Origin of the sequence: Tepidimonas sp. HKU77 (genome assembly GCF_049728535.1) — a bacterium.
Lineage (GTDB): Bacteria > Pseudomonadota > Gammaproteobacteria > Burkholderiales > Burkholderiaceae_C > Tepidimonas.
The window spans coordinates 1,703,043-1,728,772 of sequence record NZ_CP187300.1 but is presented as its reverse complement, the minus strand read 5'-3'; the positions used below and the strand labels follow the sequence as shown (position 1 = coordinate 1,728,772).

The 25,730-nt window shown below is 69.0% G+C and carries 27 protein-coding genes; 7 read left to right on the top strand and 20 right to left on the bottom strand.

Annotation, left to right across the window (positions count from 1 at the left end; translation table 11 throughout):
• Positions 1-42: 42 nt before the first annotated feature.
• The 14 genes from ACPP3B_RS08300 to ACPP3B_RS08235 all read right to left on the bottom strand — a co-directional run bounded on the left by ACPP3B_RS08300 (position 43) and on the right by ACPP3B_RS08235 (position 13,339).
• Positions 43-399 (bottom strand): YqjK family protein, encoded by a 357-nt coding sequence (locus tag ACPP3B_RS08300; protein ID WP_299022359.1) that lies wholly within the window; start codon positions 397-399, stop codon positions 43-45.
• The gene (locus tag ACPP3B_RS08295) at positions 386-811 is read right to left on the bottom strand and encodes a phage holin family protein (RefSeq protein WP_424858688.1); all 426 of its coding nucleotides are present in this window, start codon (positions 809-811) and stop codon (positions 386-388) included. The genes ACPP3B_RS08300 and ACPP3B_RS08295 overlap by 14 nt, the downstream gene beginning before the upstream one ends.
• Before the next feature lie 19 nt (positions 812-830).
• Complete coding sequence (locus ACPP3B_RS08290) at positions 831-1,142, bottom strand: DUF883 family protein (protein WP_424858687.1); 312 nt, start codon at positions 1,140-1,142, stop codon at positions 831-833.
• A gap of 42 nt (positions 1,143-1,184) precedes the next feature.
• Complete coding sequence (gene aspS, locus ACPP3B_RS08285; RefSeq protein WP_424858686.1) at positions 1,185-2,978, bottom strand: aspartate--tRNA ligase; 1,794 nt, start codon at positions 2,976-2,978, stop codon at positions 1,185-1,187.
• A gap of 58 nt (positions 2,979-3,036) precedes the next feature.
• A complete protein-coding gene (locus tag ACPP3B_RS08280; protein WP_299022369.1) occupies positions 3,037-3,714 on the bottom strand; it encodes a DUF502 domain-containing protein in 678 nt (225 codons plus the stop codon).
• Positions 3,701-4,021 carry an FmdB family zinc ribbon protein gene (locus ACPP3B_RS08275; RefSeq protein ID WP_299022373.1) on the bottom strand — a complete coding sequence of 107 codons (321 nt, stop codon included), beginning with the start codon at positions 4,019-4,021 and terminating at the stop codon, positions 3,701-3,703. The genes ACPP3B_RS08280 and ACPP3B_RS08275 overlap by 14 nt, the downstream gene beginning before the upstream one ends.
• Positions 4,022-4,115: 94 nt before the next feature.
• Positions 4,116-5,669 (bottom strand): ubiquinone biosynthesis regulatory protein kinase UbiB, encoded by a 1,554-nt coding sequence (ubiB, locus tag ACPP3B_RS08270; protein ID WP_299022375.1) that lies wholly within the window; start codon positions 5,667-5,669, stop codon positions 4,116-4,118.
• Positions 5,666-6,253, bottom strand: a complete 588-nt coding sequence (locus ACPP3B_RS08265) for a ubiquinone biosynthesis accessory factor UbiJ (protein ID WP_424858685.1) — start codon at positions 6,251-6,253, stop codon at positions 5,666-5,668. Before ACPP3B_RS08265 ends, ubiB begins: the two co-directional genes overlap by 4 nt.
• Before the next feature lie 33 nt (positions 6,254-6,286).
• A complete protein-coding gene (locus ACPP3B_RS08260; RefSeq protein WP_299022444.1) occupies positions 6,287-7,276 on the bottom strand; it encodes a Tim44 domain-containing protein in 990 nt (329 codons plus the stop codon).
• Positions 7,277-7,319: 43 nt separating this feature from the next.
• Complete coding sequence (gene ubiE, locus ACPP3B_RS08255; RefSeq protein ID WP_299022380.1) at positions 7,320-8,051, bottom strand: bifunctional demethylmenaquinone methyltransferase/2-methoxy-6-polyprenyl-1,4-benzoquinol methylase UbiE; 732 nt, start codon at positions 8,049-8,051, stop codon at positions 7,320-7,322.
• A gap of 37 nt (positions 8,052-8,088) precedes the next feature.
• Positions 8,089-8,493, bottom strand: a complete 405-nt coding sequence (locus ACPP3B_RS08250; RefSeq protein WP_299022385.1) for a DUF971 domain-containing protein — start codon at positions 8,491-8,493, stop codon at positions 8,089-8,091.
• A 37-nt stretch (positions 8,494-8,530) separates the two neighbouring features.
• Complete coding sequence (locus ACPP3B_RS08245; RefSeq protein ID WP_299022388.1) at positions 8,531-8,989, bottom strand: HIT family protein; 459 nt, start codon at positions 8,987-8,989, stop codon at positions 8,531-8,533.
• A complete protein-coding gene (locus ACPP3B_RS08240; RefSeq protein ID WP_424858684.1) occupies positions 8,986-12,894 on the bottom strand; it encodes a DUF3683 domain-containing protein in 3,909 nt (1,302 codons plus the stop codon). Before ACPP3B_RS08240 ends, ACPP3B_RS08245 begins: the two co-directional genes overlap by 4 nt.
• A gap of 136 nt (positions 12,895-13,030) precedes the next feature.
• On the bottom strand, positions 13,031-13,339 hold the full coding sequence (locus ACPP3B_RS08235; RefSeq protein ID WP_424858683.1) for a hypothetical protein: 309 nt from the start codon (positions 13,337-13,339) through the stop codon (positions 13,031-13,033).
• Here ACPP3B_RS08235 and hemA point away from each other — a divergent pair.
• From hemA to ACPP3B_RS08210, 5 genes are all read left to right on the top strand, one after another.
• Entirely contained in the window at positions 13,338-14,660 is a 1,323-nt protein-coding gene (gene hemA / locus ACPP3B_RS08230) for a glutamyl-tRNA reductase (protein WP_424858682.1), read from the top strand. The two genes, ACPP3B_RS08235 and hemA, sit on opposite strands and share 2 nt — an antisense overlap.
• The gene (prfA, locus tag ACPP3B_RS08225; protein WP_424858681.1) at positions 14,657-15,763 is read left to right on the top strand and encodes a peptide chain release factor 1; all 1,107 of its coding nucleotides are present in this window, start codon (positions 14,657-14,659) and stop codon (positions 15,761-15,763) included. The genes hemA and prfA overlap by 4 nt, the downstream gene beginning before the upstream one ends.
• A gap of 4 nt (positions 15,764-15,767) precedes the next feature.
• Positions 15,768-16,736 carry a peptide chain release factor N(5)-glutamine methyltransferase gene (prmC, locus tag ACPP3B_RS08220; RefSeq protein WP_424858680.1) on the top strand — a complete coding sequence of 323 codons (969 nt, stop codon included), beginning with the start codon at positions 15,768-15,770 and terminating at the stop codon, positions 16,734-16,736.
• Between the two features lie 34 nt (positions 16,737-16,770).
• Positions 16,771-17,097: a Grx4 family monothiol glutaredoxin gene (gene grxD, locus ACPP3B_RS08215; RefSeq protein ID WP_299022404.1), complete on the top strand. Its 327-nt coding sequence runs from the start codon at positions 16,771-16,773 to the stop codon at positions 17,095-17,097.
• 107 nt (positions 17,098-17,204) lie between these two features.
• The gene (locus tag ACPP3B_RS08210; RefSeq protein WP_299022406.1) at positions 17,205-18,212 is read left to right on the top strand and encodes an AAA family ATPase; all 1,008 of its coding nucleotides are present in this window, start codon (positions 17,205-17,207) and stop codon (positions 18,210-18,212) included.
• 15 nt (positions 18,213-18,227) lie between these two features.
• Here the strand turns inward: ACPP3B_RS08210 and ACPP3B_RS08205 are convergent, their stop codons facing one another.
• From ACPP3B_RS08205 to ACPP3B_RS08190, 4 genes are all read right to left on the bottom strand, one after another.
• The gene (locus ACPP3B_RS08205) at positions 18,228-18,848 is read right to left on the bottom strand and encodes an exopolysaccharide biosynthesis protein (RefSeq protein WP_299022409.1); all 621 of its coding nucleotides are present in this window, start codon (positions 18,846-18,848) and stop codon (positions 18,228-18,230) included.
• Positions 18,838-19,257 carry a hypothetical protein gene (locus ACPP3B_RS08200; protein ID WP_143968348.1) on the bottom strand — a complete coding sequence of 140 codons (420 nt, stop codon included), beginning with the start codon at positions 19,255-19,257 and terminating at the stop codon, positions 18,838-18,840. The genes ACPP3B_RS08205 and ACPP3B_RS08200 overlap by 11 nt, the downstream gene beginning before the upstream one ends.
• 101 nt (positions 19,258-19,358) lie before the next feature.
• Positions 19,359-20,039 (bottom strand): lytic transglycosylase domain-containing protein, encoded by a 681-nt coding sequence (locus tag ACPP3B_RS08195; RefSeq protein ID WP_143968349.1) that lies wholly within the window; start codon positions 20,037-20,039, stop codon positions 19,359-19,361.
• Between the two features lie 2 nt (positions 20,040-20,041).
• Positions 20,042-21,787: a proline--tRNA ligase gene (locus tag ACPP3B_RS08190; protein WP_424858679.1), complete on the bottom strand. Its 1,746-nt coding sequence runs from the start codon at positions 21,785-21,787 to the stop codon at positions 20,042-20,044.
• A gap of 61 nt (positions 21,788-21,848) precedes the next feature.
• On the opposite strand from ACPP3B_RS08190, the gene ACPP3B_RS08185 reads away from it, so the two are divergent.
• Together ACPP3B_RS08185 and ACPP3B_RS08180 are read left to right on the top strand one after the other, a co-directional pair.
• Positions 21,849-22,568 (top strand): RNA pyrophosphohydrolase, encoded by a 720-nt coding sequence (locus ACPP3B_RS08185; protein WP_299022422.1) that lies wholly within the window; start codon positions 21,849-21,851, stop codon positions 22,566-22,568.
• A 95-nt stretch (positions 22,569-22,663) separates the two neighbouring features.
• Positions 22,664-23,146, top strand: a complete 483-nt coding sequence (locus tag ACPP3B_RS08180; protein WP_424858678.1) for a CNP1-like family protein — start codon at positions 22,664-22,666, stop codon at positions 23,144-23,146.
• Between the two features lie 47 nt (positions 23,147-23,193).
• Here the strand turns inward: ACPP3B_RS08180 and proB are convergent, their stop codons facing one another.
• Both proB and cgtA read right to left on the bottom strand, forming a co-directional pair.
• A complete protein-coding gene (proB, locus tag ACPP3B_RS08175) occupies positions 23,194-24,345 on the bottom strand; it encodes a glutamate 5-kinase (RefSeq protein WP_424860168.1) in 1,152 nt (383 codons plus the stop codon).
• Between the two features lie 151 nt (positions 24,346-24,496).
• On the bottom strand, positions 24,497-25,612 hold the full coding sequence (gene cgtA / locus ACPP3B_RS08170; protein ID WP_424858677.1) for an Obg family GTPase CgtA: 1,116 nt from the start codon (positions 25,610-25,612) through the stop codon (positions 24,497-24,499).
• Between the last annotated feature and the right edge of the window lie 118 nt (positions 25,613-25,730).

The window sequence follows — 25,730 nt, the reverse complement described above, 5'->3', positions numbered from 1 at the left end:
GACGATTCTAGCGTGAGACCGGGTGGGGTATCTCCACCGCGCTCAGGAAGAGCGCGCCCCGGTGGGCTGGCGTGGCCCCCGTTCCGCCCCCCGCCATAGCGGCGACAGGCGCTCGCGCAACGGAGCCCAGCGCTGCCACAAGCGCCAACCGCGCCACACCAGCCACGCCCCGCGCCATACCGCCCTGGGACGGCGCCACACCAGCACCGCCGCAGCCACCAGCGCCACCCACGGGTGCGCCTGCAGCCAGCGCCAGCCCTCGCGTGCCTGATCGGCCCAGCCGAAGGCCGGCTGCAGCGCCCGGCCCTGCAGCGCCAAGCGTTCGCGCAGCTCACCCGAGCGCTGCAGCAGCGCCTGGCGGCGCGCAGCCAACCGAGTGCGGCGGTCAGTTCCGGCCACGCAAGCGCTCCACGTCACGGTCCAGCTCGGACATGCTCGCCGCAAACCAGCGTATCCCCAGCAGACGCCGACGGGCCCAAAGCAGCGCGACAACGCCCAAGGTCAGAAATACCGCGCTAAACAAAGCCAGCGCCAGCAGCCGGTGCGACTCCCACAGTAACACCGTCAGTAGCACCGCCAGAAAGCCCAAGCCGAGTACCAGCAACAGGGCTGCGGCGACGGTTGCCGCCAGCCCCTCGGCCACATCGAGCGCATGCTCGCGCGCCTCGACGCCCAGCAGCGCAAGGCGCACCCCCAGCAGCTCGCCAGCGTCGTGGAACCATCCGCGCGTGGCGCTCCACAGCGACTGCGGCGCCGCAGCGGACGGGGGTCGATCCTCCTGGCCCATGGGAATCGGTGAGGGGGAGGGCATGCGCCCTCCCCCGTCGGCTTTAGCGACGGCCGATCAGCAGACCCACCAGCAGGCCGAAGCCCGCTGCCACCCCGATCGCTTTCCAGGGGTGCTCGTGCACATAATGGTCGGTGGCACGGGCCACTTCTCGCGTGCGCTCGCGCAGCGCCGCTTCGGCGTCGGCCAACCGATAGCGGGCGGTGCGCAGGTTTTCACCCAAACGCTCGCGCAGCTCGGCCACTTTTTCGCCCGTCGATTGGGCGGTGGCCGCCAGCAAGTCTTCGGCATCGGCGACCACGGTCTTGAGGTCGGCCACCAGTTTGTCCTTCGGTTGCAGGGTGTTGTCGGTCATGGCACGCTCCTTGTGTGATGGAAAAATTGATGATCCACTGTATCACGCAGGCTGCTGGTTGCGCAGGCGGATGTGCAGTTCGCGCAACTGTTTTTCGTCCACCGGGCTGGGCGCGTGGGTCAGCAGGCACTGGGCGCGCTGCGTCTTGGGGAAGGCGATCACGTCACGGATCGACTCGGCACCGGTCATGAGCGTGACCAACCGATCCAGCCCAAACGCCAGCCCGCCATGCGGCGGCGCGCCGTATTGCAGCGCGTCGAGCAGGAAGCCGAACTTGGCGCGCGCCTCCTCCGGCCCGATCTTGAGCGCGGCAAACACCTTGTTTTGCACGTCGGCGCGGTGGATGCGCACCGATCCGCCCCCTAGCTCCCAGCCGTTGAGCACCATGTCGTAGGCCTTGGCCAGACAGGCGCCGGGGTTGGTGTCCATCAGGTCCTCGTGGCCGTCCTTGGGCGCGGTGAACGGGTGGTGCACCGCCACCCAGCGCTGCTCTTCGTCGTCGTACTCGAACATCGGGAAGTCCACCACCCACAGCGGCGCCCAACGGTCCTCGAACAGCCCGTTGGCCTTGCCGAAGGCGCTGTGCCCGATCTTGACGCGCAGCGCACCGATCGCGTCGTTGACGACCTTGGCCTTGTCGGCACCGAAAAACAGCAAGTCGCCATTTTGCGCCCCGGTGCGCTGCAGGATCGCCTGCAGGGCCGCGTCGTGCAGGTTTTTGACGATGGGCGACTGCAGTCCGTCGCGCCCCGCGGCGACGTCGTTGACCTTGATCCAGGCCAGCCCCTTGGCCCCATAGATCTTGACGAACTCGGTGTATCCGTCGATGTCGCTGCGCGACAGCGCCGCGCCACCGGGCACGCGCAGCGCCACGACGCGGCCGCCGGTCATGTTGGCCGGCCCCGAAAAGACCTTGAACTCCACGTCCTTCATGACGTCGGTCAGCTCGGTAAACTCGAGCCGCACGCGCAGGTCGGGCTTGTCCGACCCGAAGCGCGCCATCGCCTCGGCATACGGCATGACGGGGAAGTCGCCCAGATCGACCCCAATGGTCTGGGCAAAGACCTGGCGGATCATCTCTTGGAACAGGTCGCGAATTTCCTGCTCCGTCATGAACGAGGTCTCGATATCGATCTGCGTGAACTCAGGCTGGCGGTCGGCGCGCAGATCCTCGTCACGGAAGCACTTGGTGATCTGGTAGTAGCGGTCGAACCCCGACACCATGAGCAGCTGCTTGAACAACTGCGGCGACTGCGGCAGCGCGTAGAACATACCGTCGTGCACGCGGCTGGGCACCAGGTAGTCGCGCGCCCCTTCGGGCGTGCTCTTGGTCAGCATCGGGGTTTCGATGTCGATGAAGCCGTGCGCGTCCAGAAAACGGCGCACCGCCATCGCCACGCGGTAGCGCAGCATGAGGTTGCGCTGCATCACGGGGCGACGCAGGTCCAGCACGCGGTGCGTCAGGCGCGTGGTTTCGGACAGGTTGTCGTCGTCGAGCTGAAACGGCGGCGTGACGCTGGGGTTGAGCACCACGATCTCGTGGCACAAGACCTCGACGCGGCCACTGCGGATGGCCTCGTTGACCGTGCCCTCGGGGCGCGCGCGCACCACACCCTTGACCTGCACGCAGTATTCGTTGCGCAGCCCTTCGGCGGTGGCAAACATCTCGGGCCGGTCGGGGTCGCACACCACCTGCACCGTGCCCTCCCGGTCGCGCAGGTCGACGAAGATGACGCCGCCGTGGTCGCGCCGCCGGTTGACCCAGCCACACAGGGTGACGGTCTGGCCCATCAGGGCCTCGGTGACCTGCCCGCAGTAGGTGGTGCGCATGTGCATGAAAACCTCTCGACTCATCGTGCGTGTGAAGGTAAAACGGTCAGCGATCGTGCAAACGTCAAGCCGGGCCCGAGGGCGCCGCCACCCCGGGCGGCAGCGCGCTCTTGCGACCGCCGGGCACGATCACCCCCATGGAAATGACGTAGGTCAGCGCCTCGTCCACCGTCATGGCCAACGGCACCACGTCGCGCCGGTGCACCATGACGAAATAGCCCCCCGTCGGGTTGGGCGTGGTGGGCACATAGACACTCAAATAATCTTGCGGCGGCAGGTGCCGGGCCACGTCGCCGCCGGGTGCGCCAGTCAGAAAGGCGATCGTCCACATGCCCTCGCGCGGCCACTGGACCAACAGCGCCTGCCGGAAGGCGTTGCCTTTTTCGGACAGCAGCGTGTCGGACACCTGCTTGACGCCCGAATAGATCGAGCGCACCACGGGGATGCGCTGCAGCAGCGCGTGCCACCACGCGATGAGCTGGTTGCCAACGTAGTTGGACGCCAGCGCCCCGATGCCCAGCACGATGGACAGCGCCAGCAGCACCCCCAGACCCGGGATGCGCGTGCCGATCCAGCGCTCCGGCTGCCAGGCGTCGGGCAGGATGTTGAGGGTCTGATCCAGCGTCGAAATCACCCAATCGAGCACCCACAGGGTGACGATGAGCGGCACCAGGACCAGCAAGCCCGCTAGCAACCAGCGGCGCAGCGCGCCGACGATGCGCCCTCGGTCAATGACAGGCACAGGACGCCCCGCACGGCGTGGAAGACGCACCCCCCTCGGACGCCGCCGCCGCACCAGAGGCGGCCGCTCCGGCCGCCGCTGCGCCCGCCTTGTCGCCCGCGCTGGCCGCCGACGCGCCACTGCCGTTGTTGCGGAAATCGGTCACGTACCAGCCGGTGCCCTTGAGCTGGAAACCGGCGGCGGTGAGCTGCTTGCGAAACGTGGGTGCCCCGCACGCCGGGCACGTGGTCAGCGGCTCGTCGGACACTTTTTGCAACACGTCCTTGGCGTGGCCACAGGACTCGCATTTGTACGCGTAGATGGGCATGGCTGCACCTGCAAGGAAGTCTCGTTGAAACCCAAAATCCGGGAAAACCCTTCATTATAGGTGGGGCGGCGCGCCCGGGATTTCAAGCCCGCCGTCACCACAGCCGCAGGCGCAGCCACCACTGCATGGCCATGAGGCCGGCCACGAAGCCAAACAGCACGTAGATCACCATCATCAGCAGCCGCTGCGTGCGGCGCTGCTCCTGCACCAAGCGGTCGATCTCGTGCCGCAAGTCGGTGGGGCGCTGGCGCAAATAATCGTGCAGCAGACGCGGCAGCTCGGGGATCAGCTTCGCGTAGTGCGGGGCCTCGGCCTTGAGCTGGTTCCAGAACTTCTTCGGCCCCACCTGCTCCAGCATCCAGCGCTCCAGGAAGGGCTTGGCCGTGCTCCAGAGGTCCAGATCGGGATCGAGCTCGCGCCCCAGCCCCTCGATGTTGAGCAGCGTCTTTTGCAGCAACACCAGCTGCGGCTGGATCTCGACGTTGAAGCGGCGCGAGGTCTGAAACAGGCGCATGAGCACCAGGCCGAGGGAGATCTCTTTGAGCGGGCGATCGAAATACGGCTCGCACACGGCGCGGATCGCGGCCTCGAGTTCGTCCACGCGCGTGTCCGCCGGCACCCAGCCCGACTCGATGTGCAGCTCGGCCACGCGCTTGTAGTCGCGCCGAAAAAACGCGGTGAAGTTTTGCGCCAGATATTCCTTATCGAACTGGGTGAGGGTGCCAACGATGCCGAAGTCGAGCGAGATGTAGCGCCCAAACGTCTCCGGGGCGATCGAGACCTGGATGTTGCCCGGGTGCATGTCGGCGTGAAAAAACCCGTCGCGAAACACCTGGGTGAAGAAGATGGTCACGCCGTCGCGCGCGAGCTGCCGGATGTCCACGCCCGCCTCGCGCAAACGCTGCACCTGGCTGATGGGCACACCGTGCATGCGCTCCATCACCAGCACCTCGGGGCGACAGTAGTCCCAGTACATCTCGGGGATGAGCACCAGGTTCAGCCCCGCCATGTTGCGCCGCAGCTGGGCCGCGTTGGACGCCTCGCGCATCAGGTCGAGCTCGTCGTGCAGGTATTTGTCGAACTCGGCCACCACCTCGCGCGGCTTGAGGCGGCGCCCGTCGCGCGATAGCCGCTCCACCCAGCGCGCTATGGTGCGCATGAGGGCGAGGTCATTTTCGATCACGGGCAGCATGTTGGGCCGCAGCACCTTGACCGCGACCTCGCGCCCGTCGTGCAGCCGGGCGAAGTGCACCTGGGCGATGGAGGCGCTGGCCACCGGCTCGCGCTCGAAGTGCGCGAACACCGCGTGCAAGGGCTGCCCGAAGGCGCGCTCGATGGTGGCAATGGCCACCTCCGCCGGAAACGGGGGCACGCGGTCCTGCAGCCGGGCCAGCTCGTCGGCGATGTCCGGCGGCAGCAGATCGCGCCGGGTGGACAGCACCTGCCCAAATTTCACGAAGATTGGCCCCAGCCGCTCCAATGCCTCGCGCAGGCGCTGGCCGCGCGGCGCACTCAGATTGCGGCCGACCGAAATCAGCCGCCGCAGCCGCACCAACAGCGGGTGCCGAAAGCCAGAGAGCACCAGCTCGTCGAGGCCATAGCGAAAAACGACCCAGGCGATCACCCAGCTGCGCAGCCATTGCCTCATGGCGCGCCTCCGCCGCCATCGGTCTGCGCGGCACCCGCCATCCGCGCGCGCAGCGTCTGTGCACGCTCGCGCGCCGCTTGCACCGCAGGCGCCAAGCCCGTGCGCAGCAGGGCCACCGCTTGGCGGCCCACCTGCACCAGCGTATGCGCTGCCGCGTCGCCCAGCAGGCGCGAGAGATCTTCCTCCAGGTCCCAGCGCACGTTGTCCACCAGCCACGCCACCTCGGCCGCGAGCTGCACGTCGCCCTCGATGCCCACCGTCGGCTTGTCGCCACTGGCCAGCTTGCCCGCCAGCGTGAACGCGGAGGGCTCGTCCAGGGTCAGCACCAGGTCGGCCGGGGCGTCAGCGCGGGCCTGCGCCAACAAGCCGGCGGGGGTGATGTGCAGCGCCAGCGCCCCCGGTAGCACGCGCGCCAGCGCCGCGTGCGGCCAACGCAACTGGATCGTCTTGCCTGCCTGCCGACGCAGGCGCTGCATCGCCTCGGGCTCTTGCTGCAGCACGTGGTTGAGCAGCAGCACGACGCGGTTGCGCGCCTCGTCGAGCAGCCACGGTGGCGGGGAAAAAGAAATCGGGGGCATGGTCATGCCCCCGATTCTGCCGGATTGGCGATCGGGCCGTCACTGCAGGGCTTGGACCCCGGCGACCAGCCAGCCGCCGCGCCCGTTCTTGGGGCGCGTGATGTTCCACACTTCGCGGAATGGGGCGGGTCCTTCGGCCGGATTTTCCCGGATCAGGCCCGAGAACTCGACGCTGGCCATGTATTCGTCGTCGCGCTCCTCGATACCCAACAACTGGGCGTCCAGCGTCACGACCTCCGTCTGGTTGGGCACGCCGCCCGAGTGCCGCTCGCGCTCGGCGAGCTGGGCCTGGATCTGCTCGACCATCTCGTCGGTCATCATCGCGCGCAGGGCGGGGATGTCACCGCGATCCCAGGCGTCTTGCAGCTGGATGAAGTTGGCCTTGGACGCGCGGAGAAACCCTTCCGTGTCAAAGCCCGCGGGAATACCCCAAGCCTGGGGACCGTTCAGGGCCGCACCGATTCGGCTGCCCGGTTGACCGGCAGGTTCGGCCGTGCCAAAGGTGCTGTGACTGCGCTCCCACGGCCGGGCCGACGCGTCGTTGCCGACATGGGCTGGCTGGTAGCCGCGCAGCGTGACGGGTGCCACCCCCCCTGCCCCGGCGCCTTGGTGCGCCAGGGCGGAGCGGCCCGCCGCCCGACTGCGCATGACCCATGCGATCACCGCCGCCACGACCATGGCGAGCAGCAGGATGAGCAGGAACTGCGCAAACGCTTCGCCGAAGCCGAGCGCGCTGGCCAGCCAGGCCAGCCCCAGCCCCGCGGCCAGGCCACCCAGCATCGCCCCCCAGGGACGCTGCGGCTTGGCGGCAGCCCCAGCGGCCGCGCCGGCGGGGGCCGTGGGCGCCGCGGCTTGGTTCGGCGTCTGCGCCGGCGCCGGTTGGGCGGGCGCCTGCGGTGCGGCTTGGCGTTGCGTCACGTTGCTGGACTGCTTGCCCATCGATCCACCACCGCCCAAGCGCTTGGCCCAGACGTCGGCCGACGACAAGGCCATCGCCGCCACCAGCATCCACGTTCCCAGTTTCGTCACCACGGTCTCTCTCCTAGCAAGGGCCACGATCACAGGCCCGGATTCATGTCTTGATGCCCACGTGCAAGGCGACGACGCCGGCGGTCAGGTTGTGCACATCGACGTGGCCGAAGCCCGCCTCCTGCACCATCCCGCGCAACGTCTGCTGATCAGGGTGCATGCGGATCGACTCGGCCAGATAGCGATAACTGGCCTCGTCCCCCGCCACCCAGCGCCCCAGCCGCGGCAGCACATGAAAGCTGTACCAGTCGTAGGCTTTTTGCAGCGGGGGCGCGACTTTCGAAAACTCGAGCACCAGCAGCTTGCCGCCGACCCTGAGTACTCGATTCATTTCGCGCAGCGCAAGTTCCTTGTGCGTCATGTTGCGCAGACCAAACGCCACCGTGACGAGGTCGAAGTGGCCATCGGGAAACGGCAGTTGCTCGGCGTCGCACACCACGGTAGGCAGCGCCAGCCCATGGTCGAGCAGCCGGTCGCGCCCCTCCCGCAGCATGGATTCGTTGATGTCGGTGTGCACCACCATGCCGCCCGGTTGTACCTTGGGCGCAATGGCCAGCGCCATGTCGCCGGTGCCCCCGGCGATGTCGAGCACGCGCTGGCCAGGCTGGGGGTTGGCGACCATGACGGTGTACGCCTTCCAGCAGCGGTGCAGGCCGGCGGACATGAGGTCATTCATGAGGTCGTAGCGCGGCGCGACCGAGTCGAAGACGGCACGCACGCGCCGGGCCTTTTCGCGTTCGTCGACGGTCTGGAAACCGAAATGGGTAGAGCTCATGGCCGTATCGTAGCCGCTGCAGGGCGTGGGCGGGGCATCAATGGTGCCCGCAACCGGGCGCGGCCGCACTCGGCATGGGCGCGTCCCGGTCGAGGCCGGCTTCGGCCAGCCGGCGCTCGTAGTCGGCCCACAGCGCGTCCTGCTGCGAGCCGAGGAAGTACAGATACTCCCAGGTGAAGATGCCGCTGTCGTGCCCGTCGGAGAAGGTGGGCTGCACCGCGTAGTGGCCCACGGGCTCCAGCGCCACGATGTCGACGTGGCGCTTGCCGGTCTGCAGCACCGCCTGCCCCGGCCCGTGGCCCTGCACCTCGGCCGACGGGGAGTAAACGCGCATCAGCTCGAACGGGATGCGAAAGTGCGCGCCATCGGCAAAGCGAATTTCGAAGATGCGCGATGCGTTGTGCACGGTAATCGATTCGGGTGCGGGGGTGGTAGCGGACATGGGCGACCTCCGGTGAAGTGGGTTGGGATCGAGGCGATCACGCGAGGGGCGACGGCGCCAGCGCCGCCACGATGGCTGCATCGCAGTCGGGCAGCGCTGCCCGCACGGCGGCCAGTTGCTGCGCATCGCCCGTGCGCCGCTCGGCATCCCAGATCGGGGCGGGGAACCGACTGTCCCACTCGAAGCGGGCGATGACGTGCCAGTGCAGGTGCGGCACGACGTTGCCCAGCGATGCCAGGTTGACCTTGGTCGGCTGCAGACAGGCGCGCAACACGCGCTCGACCGCCGTCACGAGGCGCATCCCTGCCGCCTGCTGGAACGCATCGAGATCCGACCATTCGGCCACGTGGTCCGTGGCGATGACGCGGTACCACGCTGGCGCCGATGACACCTCGGCGCCGACCGCACGCACCACGCGCCAGCCTTGCCCGCGCCAGAGCAGCACGCCGCCGTCTTCGCGGCACAAAGGGCAGGCGGCGGCAGGCGGAGCGCTCACACCAGCACCCGTTCGATGCCGCCGGCATTGGCGCGCGCCACATAGTCCGGCAGCCAGTTCTCACCCAAGATCTGGCGCGCGATTTCGACCACGATGTAGTCGGCCTCCAGCAGTCCGTTGCTGAGATCCTCGCCGTAGCGGCTCAGGCCCTGCAGGCAGCTCGGGCACGAGGTCAGGATCTTGGTGCGCCCGGGCGTCAGCGACGCACCGTTGCGCTCGGCCAAGGCCGCCAACTGCTGCTCGTTCTTGCGCAACTCTTGCTCTTTGCGGAAGCGCACCTGCGTCGAAATATCGGGCCGCGTGACGCCGAGCGTGCCCGACTCGCCGCAGCAGCGGTCGCTGGCCACGACGGTGTCGCCCACCAGCGCCTTGACGGTCTTCATCGGGTCTTGCTGCTTCATCGGGCTGTGGCACGGATCGTGGTAGAGGTACGCGCCCTTGCCCTCCAGTTTGACGCCCTTTTCCAGCAGGTATTCGTGGATGTCGACGATGCGGCAGCCGGGGAAGATCTTGTCGAACTGATAGCCCTGCAGCTGGTCGTAGCAGGTACCGCAGCTCACCACCACCGTCTTGATGTCCAGGTAGTTGAGCGTGTTGGCCACGCGGTGGAACAGCACCCGATTGTCGGTGATGATTTTTTCCGCCTTGTCGAACTGACCCGAGCCGCGCTGCGGATAGCCGCAGCACAGATAGCCAGGCGGCAACACCGTCTGCACGCCAACGTGCCACAGCATGGCCTGCGTGGCCAGCCCCACTTGACTGAACAGCCGCTCCGAGCCGCAGCCGGGGAAGTAGAAGACCGCCTCCGCGTCGGCGCTGGTGCGCTGCGGGTCGCGGATGATGGGCACGTAGTTTTTGTCCTCGATGTCGAGCAAGGCGCGCGCCGTCTTCTTGGGCAGGTTGCCCGGCATCTTCTTGTTGATGAAGTGGATGACCTGCTCTTTGACCGGCGCGGGCCCCACCGTGGCGGGCGGCGCCGCCGTCTGCTTGCGCGCCAGGCCCTTGAGCAGATCGTGCGCCCAGCGCTGCGCGCGAAAGCCGACGTCGACCATGGCGGTGCGCATGAGCTTGATCGTCTCCGGCTGGGTGGCATTGAGGAAGGTCATCGCCAGCGCGTTACCCGGGCGGAAGGACTTGCGACCCATCTTGCGCAGCAGGTTGCGCATGTTCATCGACACGTCGCCGAAGTCGATCTTCACCGGGCAGGGCGACAAGCACTTGTGGCACACCGTGCAGTGGTCGGCCACGTCCTCGAACTCCTCCCAGTGCTGGATGGAGACGCCACGGCGCGTCTGCTCCTCGTACAGGAAAGCCTCGATCAGCAAGCTGGTGGCCAGGATCTTGTTGCGCGGGCTGTACAGCAGGTTGGCGCGCGGCACGTGGGTCGAGCACACGGGCTTGCACTTGCCGCAGCGCAGGCAGTCCTTGATGCTGTCGGCAATGGCGCCGATGTCGCTTTGCTGCATGATGAGCGACTCGTACCCCATGAGGCCAAAGCTCGGCGTGTACGCCTGGCTCAGATCGGCCGGGTGCACGTCGGGGCCCAACGCACTCGCCGTGCGCAACAGCTTGCCGCGGTTGAAACGCCCGTGCGGATCGATGCGGCGCTTGTACTCGGCAAACGGGGCCAGCTCGTCGTCGCTGAGGTACTCCAGCTTGGTGATGCCGATGCCGTGCTCACCCGAGATCACGCCGTCGAGGCGGCGCGCCAGCGCCATGATGCGATCGACCGCCTCGTGCGCGGTCTGCAGCATCTCGTAGTCGTCGCTGTTGACCGGGATGTTGGTGTGCACGTTGCCGTCGCCCGCGTGCATGTGCAGCGCCACCCAGACGCGCCCTTTGAGCACGCGCCGGTGGATGGCATCGCACTCGGCCAGCACGGGCGCAAACACCGCGCCCGTGAAGAGCTCGCGCAGCGGCGCGCGCAGCTGGGTTTTCCAGCTCGCGCGCAGGGTGTGGTCCTGCAGCTGCTCGAACAGCGTGCGCTCGCCCGGCGCGGCCGGCGCGTCCAGTCCGTCGTGCCAAGCCTGCCACTGCGCGCGCACGCGGCGGATGAGCGCGCGCGCCTGCTCGGTGCGCTCGGCCAGCAACTCGGCACTGGGCATGTCATGGGGGTCTTCGGCCTTGCCCAGCGGCAACGCCCCGCGCCCGAAAAACGCCTCCAGCTCGTCGCACAGGCGGATCTTGTTGCGCAGGCTGAGTTCGATGTTGATGCGCTCGATGCCCAGCGTGTACTCACCCATACGCTCCAGCGGGATCACCACGTCCTCGTTGATCTTGAAGGCGTTGGTGTGACGGCTGATCGCGGCGGTGCGTTTGCGGTCGGCCCAGAATTTTTTGCGTGCCTCGGGGCTGACGGCGACGAACCCCTCGCCGGCGCGGGCGTTGGCCAGCCGCACCACCTCGCTGGCGGCGCGCGCCACGGCGTCCGGGTCGTCACCCACGATGTCGCCGATGAGCACCATCTTGGGCAGGGTGCCGCGCTTGCTCTTGGTGGTGTAGCCCACCGCCTTCAGGTAGCGGTCATCCAAATGTTCCAGACCCGCGAGCAGCGTGCCGGACAGCCTTTGCTCGGCGAACAGATAGTCCTTGATCTCGACGATCGAGGGCACCGCGTCCTTGGGGTTGCCGAAAAACTCCAGGCATACGGTGCGCGTGTGCGCGGGCATGCGGTGCACCACCCAGCGCGCGCTGGTGATGATGCCGTCGCAGCCCTCTTTTTGCACGCCAGGCAGGCCACTCAGAAACTTGTCCGTGACGTCCTTGCCCAGCCCCGCCTTGCGAAACGCCGCGCCAGGGATGTCGAGCCGCTCGGTGCGGCGCAGTGTCTTGCCGTCGGGGCCAAAGTAGCGCAGCTCGAAGGACGCCACCTCGGCGTCGTGGATCTTGCCCCGGTTGTGGCCGATGCGGTGCACCTCGAGCCACTCGGCGTCGGGCGTGACCATGCGCCACGACGCCAGGTTGTCCAGCGCCGTGCCCCACAGCACCGCCTTCTTACCACCGGCGTTCATGGCGATGTTGCCGCCGATGCACGACGCCTCGGCCGAAGTGGGATCGACCGCGAACACGAAGCCCGCGCGCTCGGCGGCATCCGCCACGCGCTGGGTGACGACGCCCGCCTCGGTCCAGATCGTGGGCACGGGCGCGTCCAGCCCGGGCAAGGTCACCATCTCGACCTCGGTCATCGCCTCCAGCTTTTCGGTGTTGATGACCGCGCTCTTCCATGTCAGCGGCACCGCACCACCCGTGTAGCCCGTTCCGCCGCCGCGCGGGATGATGGTCAACCCCAGCTCGACGCAGCCCTGCACCAGCCCCACGATTTCGGCCTCGGTGTCGGGGGTGAGCACGACGAACGGATACTCGACGCGCCAGTCGGTGGCGTCCGTGACGTGGCTGACGCGGCTCAGGCCATCGAATTTGATGTTGTCGCGCGCCGTGTGCCGACGCAACACCTTGACCGCGCGCTGGCGCAGCGCAGCCATGTCCTCGAACGCCTGGGCGAATGCCTGCACGGCACGGCGCGCATGGTCCAGCAGCTCGCCCACCAACACGTCGCGCTGCGGGTCGTCTTGCGGGCGGCGGCGTTTTTCGATTTCGCCCAAGCGGTGGTGCAAGGCCTCGATGAGCGCGGCGCGACGCTTGGGGTTGGCCAGCAGATCGTCCTGCAAGTACGGGTTGCGCTGCACCACCCAGATGTCGCCCAGCACCTCGTAGAGCATGCGCGCCGAGCGGCCGGTGGCGCGCTCGCGGCGCAGTTGCTCGATGATGTCCCACGCGCGTGCGCCCAACAGGCGCAGCACGATCTCGCGATCCGAAAACGACGTGTAGTTGTACGGAATCTCGCGCAATCGCGGCGTGTCGGACTCGGCCGTGAGCAGTGCGTTCAGGGGCGTCGGTGCGTTCATGGGCAAGGAGCGGCGAGCAAGCCACGCGGCAGCGCGGCCCGCAGGATCGGCACGGCAGCCGGGGCAGGACCGACGATGTTACCGCAGCGCAGCACGGCACCACTGACAGCAGGGTTGCGCCGGACGGACCCTGCCTTCAGGCGCGCCGCGCATCGCGCCAGGCGGCCACCCCCCCAAGGACCACCACCAGCAGGGCATAGGTCACCATGCGGCCATCACGCCCCAGCCACGGTAATGCCGCCGCCAGCACCGCCGACCCCGCCAGACCCAGCCACACGCAGTGGCCCCACCACCGCCGCCAAAACGGCTGCCGCGCCCGCGCGCGCCACGCCAGCGCGACGGCGAGCAGCGCCCCGACGCCCCAGGCCGGTGCCACGAGGTTGAGCAGGTGGTTGAGCAGGGGCAGGACGTCCACGAAGGACAAAATTTTATAATCCGCAATCATGGCAGTCTGGGCGCTCGGCATCAACCACCACACCGCTCCGCTCGATGTGCGCGGGCGGTTTGCATTCGCGCTCGACCAGGTGCCGGACGCCTTGCGGCGCTTTCGCGCCGCGTTGGTCAGGCAGCCCGAGGCCACGCTGTTGTCCACCTGCAACCGCACCGAGCTGTACTGCGCCAGCGACGAACCCTTGATCGAGCCGACGGCGCGCTGGCTGGCCGACACCGCCGGGGTGGCGCCCGAGTTGCTGCTGCAGCACGCCTACGTGCTGCGCGACGATGCCGCGGCACGCCACGCATTTCGCGTCGCCAGCGGGCTGGACAGCATGGTGCTGGGTGAGGCGCAGATCCTGGGCCAGCTCAAAGACGCGGTGCGCGTGGCCGACGAGGTGGGCACACTGGGCACCACGCTGCATCAGCTGTTCCAACGCTCGTTCGCGGTGGCCAAGCAAGTGCGCAGCAGCACCGCCATCGGTGCGCATTCCATCAGCATGGCGGCGGCCGCGGTGCGGCTGGCCAGCCAGCTGTTCGAAGACCTGCGCGACATCCGCGTGCTGTTCGTGGGCGCGGGCGAGATGATCGAACTGACCGCCACGCACTTCGCCGCACGCCAGCCGCGCGCGATGGCGGTCGCCAACCGCACCCTGGAGCGCGGCGAAAAGCTCGCCGCCCGCTTTGGGGCCGAGGCGATGCGGCTGTCGGACCTGCCCGCCCGGCTGCACGAGTTCGACGCCGTGATCAGCTGCACCGCCAGCACGCTGCCGCTGATCGGCCTGGGCATGGTCGAGAGCGCCTTGCGCCGCCGCCGCCACCGACCGATGTTCATGGTCGATCTGGCCGTGCCGCGCGACATCGAGGCCGAGGTGCGCGAGCTCGACGACGTCTATCTGTACACGGTGGATGATCTCGCCTCCGTGGTGCAGGCGGGCAAGGACAGCCGACAGGCCGCGGTGGCGCAGGCCGAAGCCATCATCGACGCCGGTGTGCAGAGCTTCATGCACTGGCTGCGCCAGCGTGACCCCAACGCGGGGGTGGTGGCGTTGATCCGTGACCTGCAGACGCAGGCCGACGCGTGGCGGGCGGCCGAGATCGCACGCGCCAAACGGCTGCTGGCGCGGGGGGAATCGGTCGATGCGGCGCTCGAAGCGCTGGCGCGCGGCCTGACGCAAAAAATGCTGCACGGCGCGCTGGCCGAGCTGCACAGCGGCGACGAGGCGGCCCGGCAGCACACGGCCGAGGTGGTATCACGGCTATTTCTGCGCGGCCGGCCCGATGCGGCGGCGCCCCGCCGTGCCAGCGACGACGGACGGCCACCACGCCCATGAAGCCCTTCATCCGCGAGACGCTCGAGCGCTTGCGCCTACGGCTGCACGAGCTCGATGCCCAACTGTCCGCGCCCGATGCGACGGCAGACTTGGAGCGCTTTCGCGCGTTGACGCGCGAGCACGCCGAAACCGACACCATCGTCCAGCCCTACCTGCGCTACCTGCAGTGCGAGGCGCAACGACACGAGGCCGAGCAGCTCGCCACTGAAGCCGCCGCCAGCGGCGACGAGGCGCTGGCGGCCATGGTGGCGGATGAGGTGGCCGCCGCACAAGCCGAGCTCGAACGGCTCGAGGCCGAGCTGCACGCCCTGCTGCTGCCGCGCGACCCCGACGACGAGCGCAACGCCTTCGTCGAGATCCGCGCCGGCACGGGCGGCGAGGAAGCCGCTCTGTTTGCCGCGGAGCTGGCGCGCATGTACATCCGTGATGCCGAGCGGCAAGGCTGGCGCGCCGAGGTCATCAGCGAATCCCCCAGCGAGCTGGGTGGCGCCAAGGAAGTGGTGCTGCGCATCGTCGGCCCGGGTGCGTACGGGCGACTGCGCTTCGAATCAGGCGGCCACCGGGTGCAGCGGGTACCGGTGACGGAGTCGCAGGGGCGCATTCACACCAGCGCCTGCACCGTGGCGGTGCTGCCCGAGCCCGACGAGGCGCAGGCGGTGCAGATCAACCCGGCGGAGCTGCGCATCGACACCTTCCGTGCCAGCGGCGCGGGCGGCCAGCACATCAACAAAACCGACTCGGCGGTGCGCATCACGCACCTGCCCACGGGCATCGTGGCCGAATGCCAAGACGACCGCAGCCAGCACCGCAACCGGGCCAAGGCGCTGCAAGTGCTGCTGGCGCGCCTGCAAGAGCGCGAGCGGCGCGAGCGCGAAGCGCGCGAGGCGGCAGCCCGCAAGGGCCTCATCGGCAGCGGCGACCGCAGCGACCGCATCCGCACCTACAACTTTCCGCAGGGCCGCGTCACCGACCACCGCATCAACCTGACCCTGTACAAGCTGCCGGCGGTGCTCGAAGGCGACTTGGACGACCTCATCCGTCCGTTGCAGCTGGCACGCGGTGCAGAGCTGATGGCCGAGCTCGAAGCGCGTGCTGGCAGCTGAGCCCATGTCCTGCCCTCCCACGCCGACACCACCGCCGCTGCATACACGGCGCGCTGCCTTGCAGTGGGCGCGAGCGATGGGGCTGGACTGGCTCGATGCGCAATGGCTGCTGCTGCACGCCCTGGGGCGCTCGGCAAGCGAGCGAGCGTGGCTGCTGGCCCACGACGACGAGCCGCTGCCGCCCGCGGCGGCGACGCGCTATGCCGACCTGTGCCAACGACGGCTCGACCGCGTCCCGCTGGCCTACCTCACGGGCGAACGCGGTTTTCACGGTTTGATACTGAAGGTCGACGCGCGTGTGCTGGACCCACGCCCCGATACCGAGACGCTGGTGGAGTGGGCGCTGGCGCTGCTGCCACCCGACGGCAGCGCCCACGTCCTCGACCTGGGCACGGGCAGCGGCGCGATCGCGCTGGCCATCCAGCACGCACGGCCACGGGCCGCCGTCTGGGGGCTGGATGCGAGCGCCGACGCCCTGGCCGTGGCGGCTGCCAACGGTCAAACCCTGCGCCTGCCGGTGCGCTGGCTGCGGGGCCATTGGTGGGACGGCTGGCGCCCCTGGCCGACCGACGCCCACACCAGCGACACGGCATCCCCACCGTGGCCGGCGCGCTTCGACCTTGTCGTGGCCAACCCCCCGTACTTGCGCGCCGATGACCCCCATCTGCCGACGCTGCGCCACGAACCGCGCGACGCCCTGGTCGCGGGCGCCGACGGACTGCGCGACCTGCGGGCCATCGTGGCGGGCGCCCCGGCCCACCTGACACCCGGCGGCTGGCTGCTGCTCGAGCACGGCTGGGACCAGGCCGACGCGGTGGCCGACCTGCTGCGCGCGCGCGGCTTCTTCGACATCGACCACCGGCGCGACCTGGGCGGACACCGGCGCTGCACCGGCGGGCGCTGGGGTGGTGAACCCAGCGGCGCTGCGGCCATCGACGGCACTGGCGCCACGCCGCGCGCCGACGGGCGATAATCGGCGCATCGAGGCTTTCATCGACAGACCACCCATGAGCGACGTCCAGCAACGCATCGACCAATTGGTCAAAAACCACGACATCGTGCTGTTCATGAAGGGCACGGCCAGCTTCCCGATGTGTGGCTTCTCCGGCCGCGCGGTGCAGATCCTCAAGGCCTGCGGCGTGGACCCGAAAGACGTGGTCACCGTCAACGTGCTGGAAGATCCCGAGATTCGCCAGGGCATCAAGGAGTACAGCAACTGGCCGACCATCCCGCAGCTGTACGTGCGGGGTGAGTTCATCGGCGGCTCCGACATCATGATGGAGATGTACGAATCCGGAGAACTGCAGCGGCTGCTGGCGACTCCAACCGCATAAGACCGGGCCTGCGGGGCCGACGCGCCATCCGGATTCTCCCGGGTTGTTCGCGTGGCACGAAACATGCTTCAATGACCGCAGGACTGGTCGTCGAAGGAGAGCGTGCCATGGAAACCACCCATCCCCTCCCCGCCACGGTAGCGCCGCGCAGCCTGCCCATCGCGCGCGTGCGCGACGTCTTCAGCCCCGAGGACGTCGAGCAGCGGCTGCGCCGCCTCAAAGCGCAGGGCAACGAGCGCGAGCAAGCCACGCTGTGCCAGACCTATGAGCGCATGCTCGAACGCGGACCGCAGCGCTTTGCGGTCAAACCCTCGGGCGTGCCGGATGTGGAGCCGCTGTACGAGCAGCTGCCCAACTTCCGCGAGGTGCTCGACGACGTGCGGCGCCACATCGCGCTGGCGCAGGAAAGCAGCGACAGCCTCGAGATCACGCCCTTGCTGTTGCTCGGCCCGCCAGGCGTGGGCAAGACGCATTTTGCGCACCAACTGGCCGAGCTGCTGGCCACCACCATGACGCTGGTGCCGATGAGCTCGATGACCGCGGGCTGGCTGCTGTCGGGCTCGTCGTCGCAATGGAAAGGCGCCAAGCCGGGCAAAGTGTTCGAGGCGTTGGTGGAGGGCAACTATGCCAACCCGGTCATCGTGGTCGACGAAATCGACAAGGCCAGCGACGCGCAGTACGACCCGCTGGGGGCGTTGTACAGCCTGCTGGAGCCCCAGACCGCGCAGCGCTTCGTCGACGAATTTGCCGAGGTGCCGATCGACGCCAGCCAAGTGATCTGGATCACCACCGCCAACGACGAGCGCGCGATTCCCGACCCGATCCTCAACCGCATGAACGTGTTCGAGATCGCGCCCCCCACGCGGGACGAGGCGCGGCGCATCGCGCGCCAGCTCTACCAGCGCTTGCGCGCCGCGCACGACTGGGGACGGCTGTTCGACGAGGAGCCCGGTGACGACGTGCTCGATCAATTGGCGGGCATGGCGCCGCGCGAGATGCGCCGGGCGCTCATGACCGGCTTTGGCAACGCACGGCTGGACCGGCGCGACCGCATCGAGACGCGGGACCTGCCCGCGGCTGCCGGCGGACGCGCGCGCATCGGCTTCCTGCAGTGAGGGCCGGGGACGAGGTCAGAACCACCAGCGAAACAGGTGCTCCACCCCCTGCCACAGCGTGACCAGGTAGGCGATCGCCCCCGCCCCGATGGCCCCGGACACCAGCAAGGCCAGCCCGTCGCGGAACATCCAGCCCAGGCTCAGCGCGATCAGGCTGAGGCTGGGCAGTACGTTGCCGAACGGCAGCGGCAGGAAGATGATGCCTGCCATCAGCGCGATCCACAGGCCCCACCACAGACGCAGGCGTGGGTGGACGAGGGCGGGCCAGCGCGGACGCATCCAGCGCGCGGCGGTTTCGTAGGTCATGGCCAGCAGCTCCAGGCCGCGCGTCGCCCAGGTGCCGCGCAGCGTCACGGCGCCGACGCGGCGCGGCAGCACGATGGCGTCACGTCCCGCCATCCAGGCCAGCGCCAGCGCCCACAGGCCGAAGCTCAGGACCGTGCCGGCACCGGCCACCGGCAGCACGGTCAGCAGCGCCATCACCATCAGCAGCACGGCCCCCGAGCCGTGGCCATGCAGATCGACGACCTCGCCCAGACTCAGCGCGACCGGGGCACCGCCCGGCGGCGGGGAATCGGCCATCTCGCCCAGCCGGGCCGCCGCCTCGCGCAGCGCGCGCGCCAACTCAACGGCCATGGGGTCCCCGCACCGACGCCGCCAGGCTGCCCCACTGGCGCCCCAGGCGACCACTGACCACGTGCAGCACCACGGCCAGCGCCAGCAGACCGAAGGCGACCACCGCCCACGCCACCCAGGCCAGCGGCACCAGCCAGCCGGCGATCGTGGCGAAGGCCGGCAGCACCGCCGTCAGCCAGGCCCACGACTGCGTCAGCGCGGCGGCGAGCTGCTGCAGCCAGGCCGGATCCACCCACAGCACCAGCCATGCCGGCCAGGGAAAGTGCTGGACCGCCTGCGTCACCGCGGCGGCGTCCTGTCCGGACGACAGCAGCCCCGCCGCCCAGCCCAGGAGCTGGGTGCCGACGAACACCACGGCCGTCCACAGCACCATCGCAAGCGCAAACACCACCCAGATCAGCCAACGCATGGACATCTCCTCACCGACCGGACGCCCGCCGCCGGGCATCACGTGATCACGCATCAGAGGCCGGATTCGGCCGGAAGTTCGGTCGCCGTGCGGATCGGCCCTCACGCCAGCCGCCAGCGGCGCTCGGCCGCGAACACCGCGTTCGGGTAGGGGGCGCGTCCGCGGCTGCCGTTGTAGCGCCCCAGGGCCAGGAACAGGTCGCCGCGCTCGCGCTGCAGGTAGTGGCGCAGGATGACGCAGCCATAGCGCAGATTGGTTTGCAGATGGAACAGCTTGTCCGGATCCCCATCGCCGATGACCCGCGTCCAGAACGGCATCACCTGCATGTAGCCGCGCGCGCCGGCCCGCGAGATCGCGTACTTGCGAAAGGCGCTCTCGACCTCGATCAGGCCCAGCACCAGCGCCGTGTCCAGTCCGGCGCGCCGGCTTTCGTACCAGACCGTTTGCAGAAAATCGACGCGCGCCTGGGGTTCGGGCTTGCGGCGCCGCAACTGCCAGCTCGCCCGGCTCAGCCAGCGCAGGTAGGCCAGCCGCTCCTCGGCCGTCAGAAACTCGGGCTCCGGCGGATCGAGCTGCTCGACGGCCGCCTGCAGCGCGTGGCGGACCGCGTCGGACAGCGGCTCCTCGATCTGGGCACCGGCCTGCGCCGGGGCGGCGGCCGCCCACGCCCAGGCCCCCGCGATGGGCACGAGGCTCCGCCCCGCCAGCACCGGTGCGGCCAACCCCGCCAGCCGCCCCAGACAGCGGCGCCGGTCGAGGCCTGGCCCGGGGGCCGTATCCATGGTCACACCGCGATGCGGCCGCGCAGCCAGTCCACGATGTCGGCCAGCGGCACCGGCGTGGCCGCGGTGTCGCGCCGGTGCTGGTACTCGACCAGGCCGTCCTTGAGGCCGCGGTCGCCGACGGTGACGCGGTGGGGCACGCCGATCAGCTCCCAGTCGGCGAACATGGCGCCCGGCCGCTCGCCGCGGTCGTCCAGGATGACGTCCACCCCGTGCGCTGCCAGTTCGTCGTGCAGGCGCTCGGCGGCCTCGCGCACGGCGGGGCTGCGGTCCATGCCGATCGGGCAAATGACCACCGTGAAGGGGGCGATGGCGTCGGGCCAGATGATGCCGCGCTCGTCGTGGTTTTGCTCGATGGCAGCCGCTGGCAACCGCGTGATGCCGATGCCGTAGCAGCCCATCTCGAACGGCTTGGGCTTGCCGTCCTCGTCCAGAAACGTCGCGTTCATCGCCCGGCTGTATTTGGTGCCCAGGTAGAACACGTGCCCGACCTCGATGCCGCGCTCGATCGCCAACACTCCCTTGCCGTCCGGCGACGGGTCGCCCGCGACGACGTTGCGGATGTCGGCCACCAGGTCCGGCTCGGGCAGGTCGCGGCCCCAGTTGACCCCGGTCAGGTGGTGATCGACCTCGTTGGCGCCGCAGATCCAGTCGGCCATGACGGCGACTTCGCGGTCCGCGACCACGGTAACCGGGCGCTTCAGGCCCACCGGGCCCAGATAGCCGGGTCGGCACCCGAAGTGCGCGACGATCTCGGCCTCGGTCGCAAACCGGAAGCCCAGCGCCAAGCCGGGCAGCTTGCCGACTTTGACCTCGTTCATGTCGTGGTCGCCGCGCAGCAGCAGCAGCCACAGGCGCGTAGCCACGACCTCGTCGCGCTCGTTGATCTCGTCGGTGGCCAGCACGATCGACTTGACCGTGGTCGCCAGCGGCACGCCCAGCAGCGCGGCCACGTCGGCACAGGTGCTGCGCCCCGGCGTGGGAGTTTTGACCATGGGTTGGGCAGGCGCCGGGCGCGGCTCCTGCGGCGCCAGCGCCTCAGCCTTTTCGATATTGGCGGCATAGTCGCTGGTCGGGCAGTAGACGATGGCATCCTCGCCCGTGGCGGCAATCACCTGGAATTCCTCGCTCAGGTCGCCGCCGATGGCGCCGCTGTCGGCGGCCACGGCGCGGTACGTCAGCCCGAAGCGGTCGAAAATGCGGCGATACGCCTGCGCCATGATGGCGTAGCTGCGCTGGGCGCCTTCGGCGTCACGGTCGAAGCTGTAGGCGTCCTTCATGATGAACTCACGCCCGCGCATCAGGCCAAAGCGCGGCCGCCGTTCGTCGCGAAACTTGGTCTGGATCTGATAGAAGTTTTTGGGCAGCTGCTTGTAGCTGCGCAGCTCCTGGCGCGCGATGTCGGTCACCACCTCTTCGCTGGTGGGCTGGATGACGAAGTCACGCTCGTGCCGGTCCTTGATGCGCAGCAGCTCCGGGCCCATTTTGTCGAAGCGCCCGGTCTCTTGCCACAGCTCGGCGGGCTGCACGATGGGCATGGTCAGCTCGATGGCGCCGGCACGGTCCATCTCCTCGCGCACGATGCGCTCGACCTTGCGGATGACGCGCAGCCCCATGGGCATGTAGGTGTAGATGCCGGCCGAGAGCTTTTTGATCATGCCGGCACGCAGCATCAGGCGGTGGCTGACGACCTCGGCATCGGCCGGGGCTTCCTTGAGGGTGGCGATGTGGAACTGGGAGGCTTTCATATCAACACAAATCCCGACCCGCGTTGCATAATCGGGACAGTTTCAAGAATTGGGGTCGATTATGCTTGACAGAGACGGCTTCAGGCCCAATGTCGGCATCATCTTGCTCAACCACAAGAACCAGGTGTTCTGGGGCAAGCGCATCCGCACCCACTCCTGGCAGTTTCCGCAAGGCGGCATCGACCGCGGCGAGACCCCGGAACAGGCCATGTACCGGGAACTGCATGAGGAGATCGGACTGCGCCCGGAGCACGTGGCCGTCATCGCGCGCACGCGCGACTGGTTGCGCTACGAGGTGCCGGACCGCTACATCCGCCGCGAATCGCGCGGCCACTACCGGGGACAGAAGCAAATCTGGTTTTTGCTGCGGCTCGTCAGCGGCGACTGGAACCTGAACCTGCGCGCCACCGATCACCCCGAGTTCGACGCCTGGCGCTGGAACGACTACTGGGTGCCGCTGGACAGCGTCATCGAGTTCAAGCGCGACGTCTATCAGCGCGCGCTACAGGAACTGGCGCGTTACCTGCCACCACCGGGGCCGATCGGGGCCGATCCGCGCGGCCCCCGCAACCGCTACCTGCGCTCCAATGCGCGCCCCCGGGCCGGGCCCGCGCCCAAGGGTGCCGATGGCGCGCGCCGCCCGCGGGCGCTGCCGCCCCAGCTGGCCATGCCCACGCATCTGGAACTGCCCCCGGGTGCCAGTTTCGACCCGCAACCGGCGGCCGCCGATGCGGGAGATTCGGTTCCCGCTCCGTTCCCGAGCGCGCCCTCGCGGCGCTGACCACCACGCCCTTCCCTGACACCGTGCGCTTACTCCCTCGATCCCCGCATCCGCGCTTCGCTTCTGCGCCTGGCTCGCTACGCCGCTGGCTGGCCGTGCTGGTTGGGCTCGCCACCTGCGGCAGCGCGGCAGCGCAATGGCTCAGCGACGTCCACCGTGACTGGCGCGAGGCCGACACGCCGCCACCGCCACCGCTGCGCACCGAGGGGCTGGTGCCGTTCGAGGTTTCGGTCAACAGCCAATTGCGCTTCGGCGTCGATCCCGCATCGGTCACGCTGGGCCCGGACGGCGTCATCCGCTATGTGATCGTGGCGCAAAACGCCAGCGGCGCCCTCAACGCCTGGTATGAGGGGCTACGCTGCGCCAGCGCCCAGGTCAAGACGTATGCGCACTGGAACCCCGGGCCGCCCGCCGAGTGGCGCACCAACCCGGGCGCCGAGTGGCGCAACCTAGGGGGTGAGTTTGCCTCGCGCCCGGCGGTGGCGCTGGCGCGCGGTGGCTTTTGCGATGGCACCACGCCCAACGGGCGTCCGGCCGACATGCTGCGCGCGCTGCGTCACGGCAAGCCCGAGCGCTGACGGACGGCTGCCGCACCAGCGCGGCGCGGAACCAGCGCGGCGCGGATTTAGCGCGCGGTGACCACCAAGTTGTCGCGGTGGATCATCTCCGGCTCAGCCGCGTAACCGAGCAGGCGATCGAACTCCGCCGACGAACGACGGCAGAGCAGCCGCGCCTCGGCGGCCGCGTAGTTGGCCAGCCCGCGCGCGATCTCGCGTCCGTCGGGCGCGCGCACCGCGATCACGTCTCCGCGGTGGAAGTCGCCCTCCACCGCCGTCATGCCGATCGGCAACAGGCTCTTGCCTTCGTGCACCAGCTTGGCCACCGCACCGGCATCGACCGTGACGGCGCCGCGCAGTTGCAAATGATCGGCCATCCACTGCTTGCGCGCTTGCTGCTTGGGCATGTCGGCGACCAGACAGGTGCCGATCGGCTCGCCCGCCGTCAGCCGCAGCAGCACGTCGGGCTCGCGTCCCCAGGCAATCACGGTCGACGCGCCCGAACCCGCCGCACGCTTGGCGGCCAGAATCTTGGTGATCATGCCGCCCGTGCCCACGCGGCTGCCCGCACCACCGGCCATGGCTTCCAGCGCGGGGTCGCCCGCCCGCGCCACGTCCACAAACGCCGCCGTTGGGTCCTTGCGCGGGTCGGCGGTGTACAGCCCACGCTGATCGGTCAGGATGATGAGCAGATCAGCCTCGACCAGGTTGGCCACCAGCGCGCCCAGCGTGTCGTTGTCGCCAAACTTGATTTCGTCGTTGACGACGGTGTCGTTTTCGTTGATGACCGGCACCACCCCCAGCCGCAGCAGCGTCAGCAGCGTCGAGCGGGCGTTCAGGTACCGCTCGCGGTCGGCCAAGTCGGCGTGCGTCAGCAGCACCTGCGCGCTGCCCACGCCGTGGGCGCGCAGCTGCGTCTCGTACATCTGGGCCAGCCCCATCTGCCCTACCGCGGCCGCCGCCTGCAGCTCGTGCACTTCTTTGGGGCGCGTGGCCCAGCCCAGGCGCTTCATGCCCTCGGCGATCGCCCCGCTGCTGACCATGATGACCTCGCGGCCGTCGCGCACCAGGGCCGCGAGCTGGCGGCACCACTGGCCGATGGCCTGCGCGTCCAGGCCACGCCCCTCGTTGGTGACCAGGCTGGAGCCCACCTTGACGACGATGCGGCGGGCCGCGCGCAGCACCTCCTGTGGGGCCCGCTGCGGCAGCGCGAGCCCCATGGTGGCCGAGTGCGCCTGCGGCGAGTTCGGGCTGGCGTGGGAAACGGACACGGCTTCGGCGGTGGGGGCGGTCGGCATCATCGGGGCGGGCAAACGCGGGCAAACGGTGAGGCAGCAGTGAACGATCCGTGGAGAGAGTACGACGGCAACCTCAGGCGCGAAAACGCGGGTCGTCGCCGTGCGCCGGGGTCGGCTCGGCGTCCTGGCGATGGGCGTCGAAGCGCGGATCGACCTCGACCGGCGGCGCCTGCGCTTCGCGCTGCGCGGCCAGATACTCGTACACCTTGAGCATGAGATGCTCGCAGCCTTCGCGCGTGAGCGCCGAGATGGTAAACACCGGGCCACGGAAGCGCAAGCGGCGCACGAAGTCGCGCACGCGCGCCTCGCGCTCCTCCGGCGGCACCATGTCGAGCTTGTTGAGCACCAGCCAGCGCGGCTTGGCCGCCAGTTGGGGGTCGTACTTTTTGAGTTCCGCGACGATGGCGCGCGCCTGCGCCACCGGGTCGACCGTGTCGTCGAACGGCGCCAGGTCGACGATGTGCAACAGCAGCCGGGTGCGCTGCAGGTGGCGCAAGAACTGATGCCCCAGCCCCGCGCCTTCGGCCGCGCCCTCGATCAGCCCGGGCACGTCGGCGATGACGAAGCTCTTTTCGGGCCCGACGCGCACCACACCCAGGTTCGGGTGCAGGGTGGTGAAGGGGTAGTCGGCGATCTTGGGCCGCGCGTTGGAGACGGCCGCGATCAGGGTCGATTTGCCCGCATTGGGCATGCCCAGCAGTCCGACGTCAGCCAACACCTTGAGCTCGAGCTTGAGGCTGCGGCGCTCGCCGGGCCGCCCCAGCGTCTTCTGACGCGGCGCGCGATTCGTGGAACTCTTGAAGTGCAGGTTGCCAAAGCCGCCGTCACCACCCTTGGCCAGCAGCACCTTCTGCCCCGGCTGCAGCAGCTCGAACAACACCTCGCCGGTCTCGGCATCGCTGATGACGGTGCCGACCGGCATGCGCAGCACGATGTCCTCGCCCTTGGCGCCAAACATGTCCGAGCCTTTGCCGTGCTCGCCGCGCTGCGCCTCGAAGCGGCGCGTGTAGCGGTAGTCGACCAGGGTGTTGAGGTTTTCGTCGGCCACGGCCCAGACATGGCCGCCGCGGCCGCCGTCGCCGCCGTCGGGGCCGCCGAATTCCTTGAACTTCTCGTGGCGAAACGACGCGCAGCCGTTGCCACCGTCGCCAGCGGCGACGTCGATCGTGGCTTCATCGACGAATTTCATGACGACTCCTGCGCCGACCGCGAAACGACAAGGGCCCGCAACCGCGGGCCCGTGCCGGAACATGACCTGAGGCCCGCCGTGGCCCGCAGGGCGTGCGCCCTAAAGCCACGCTGGCACG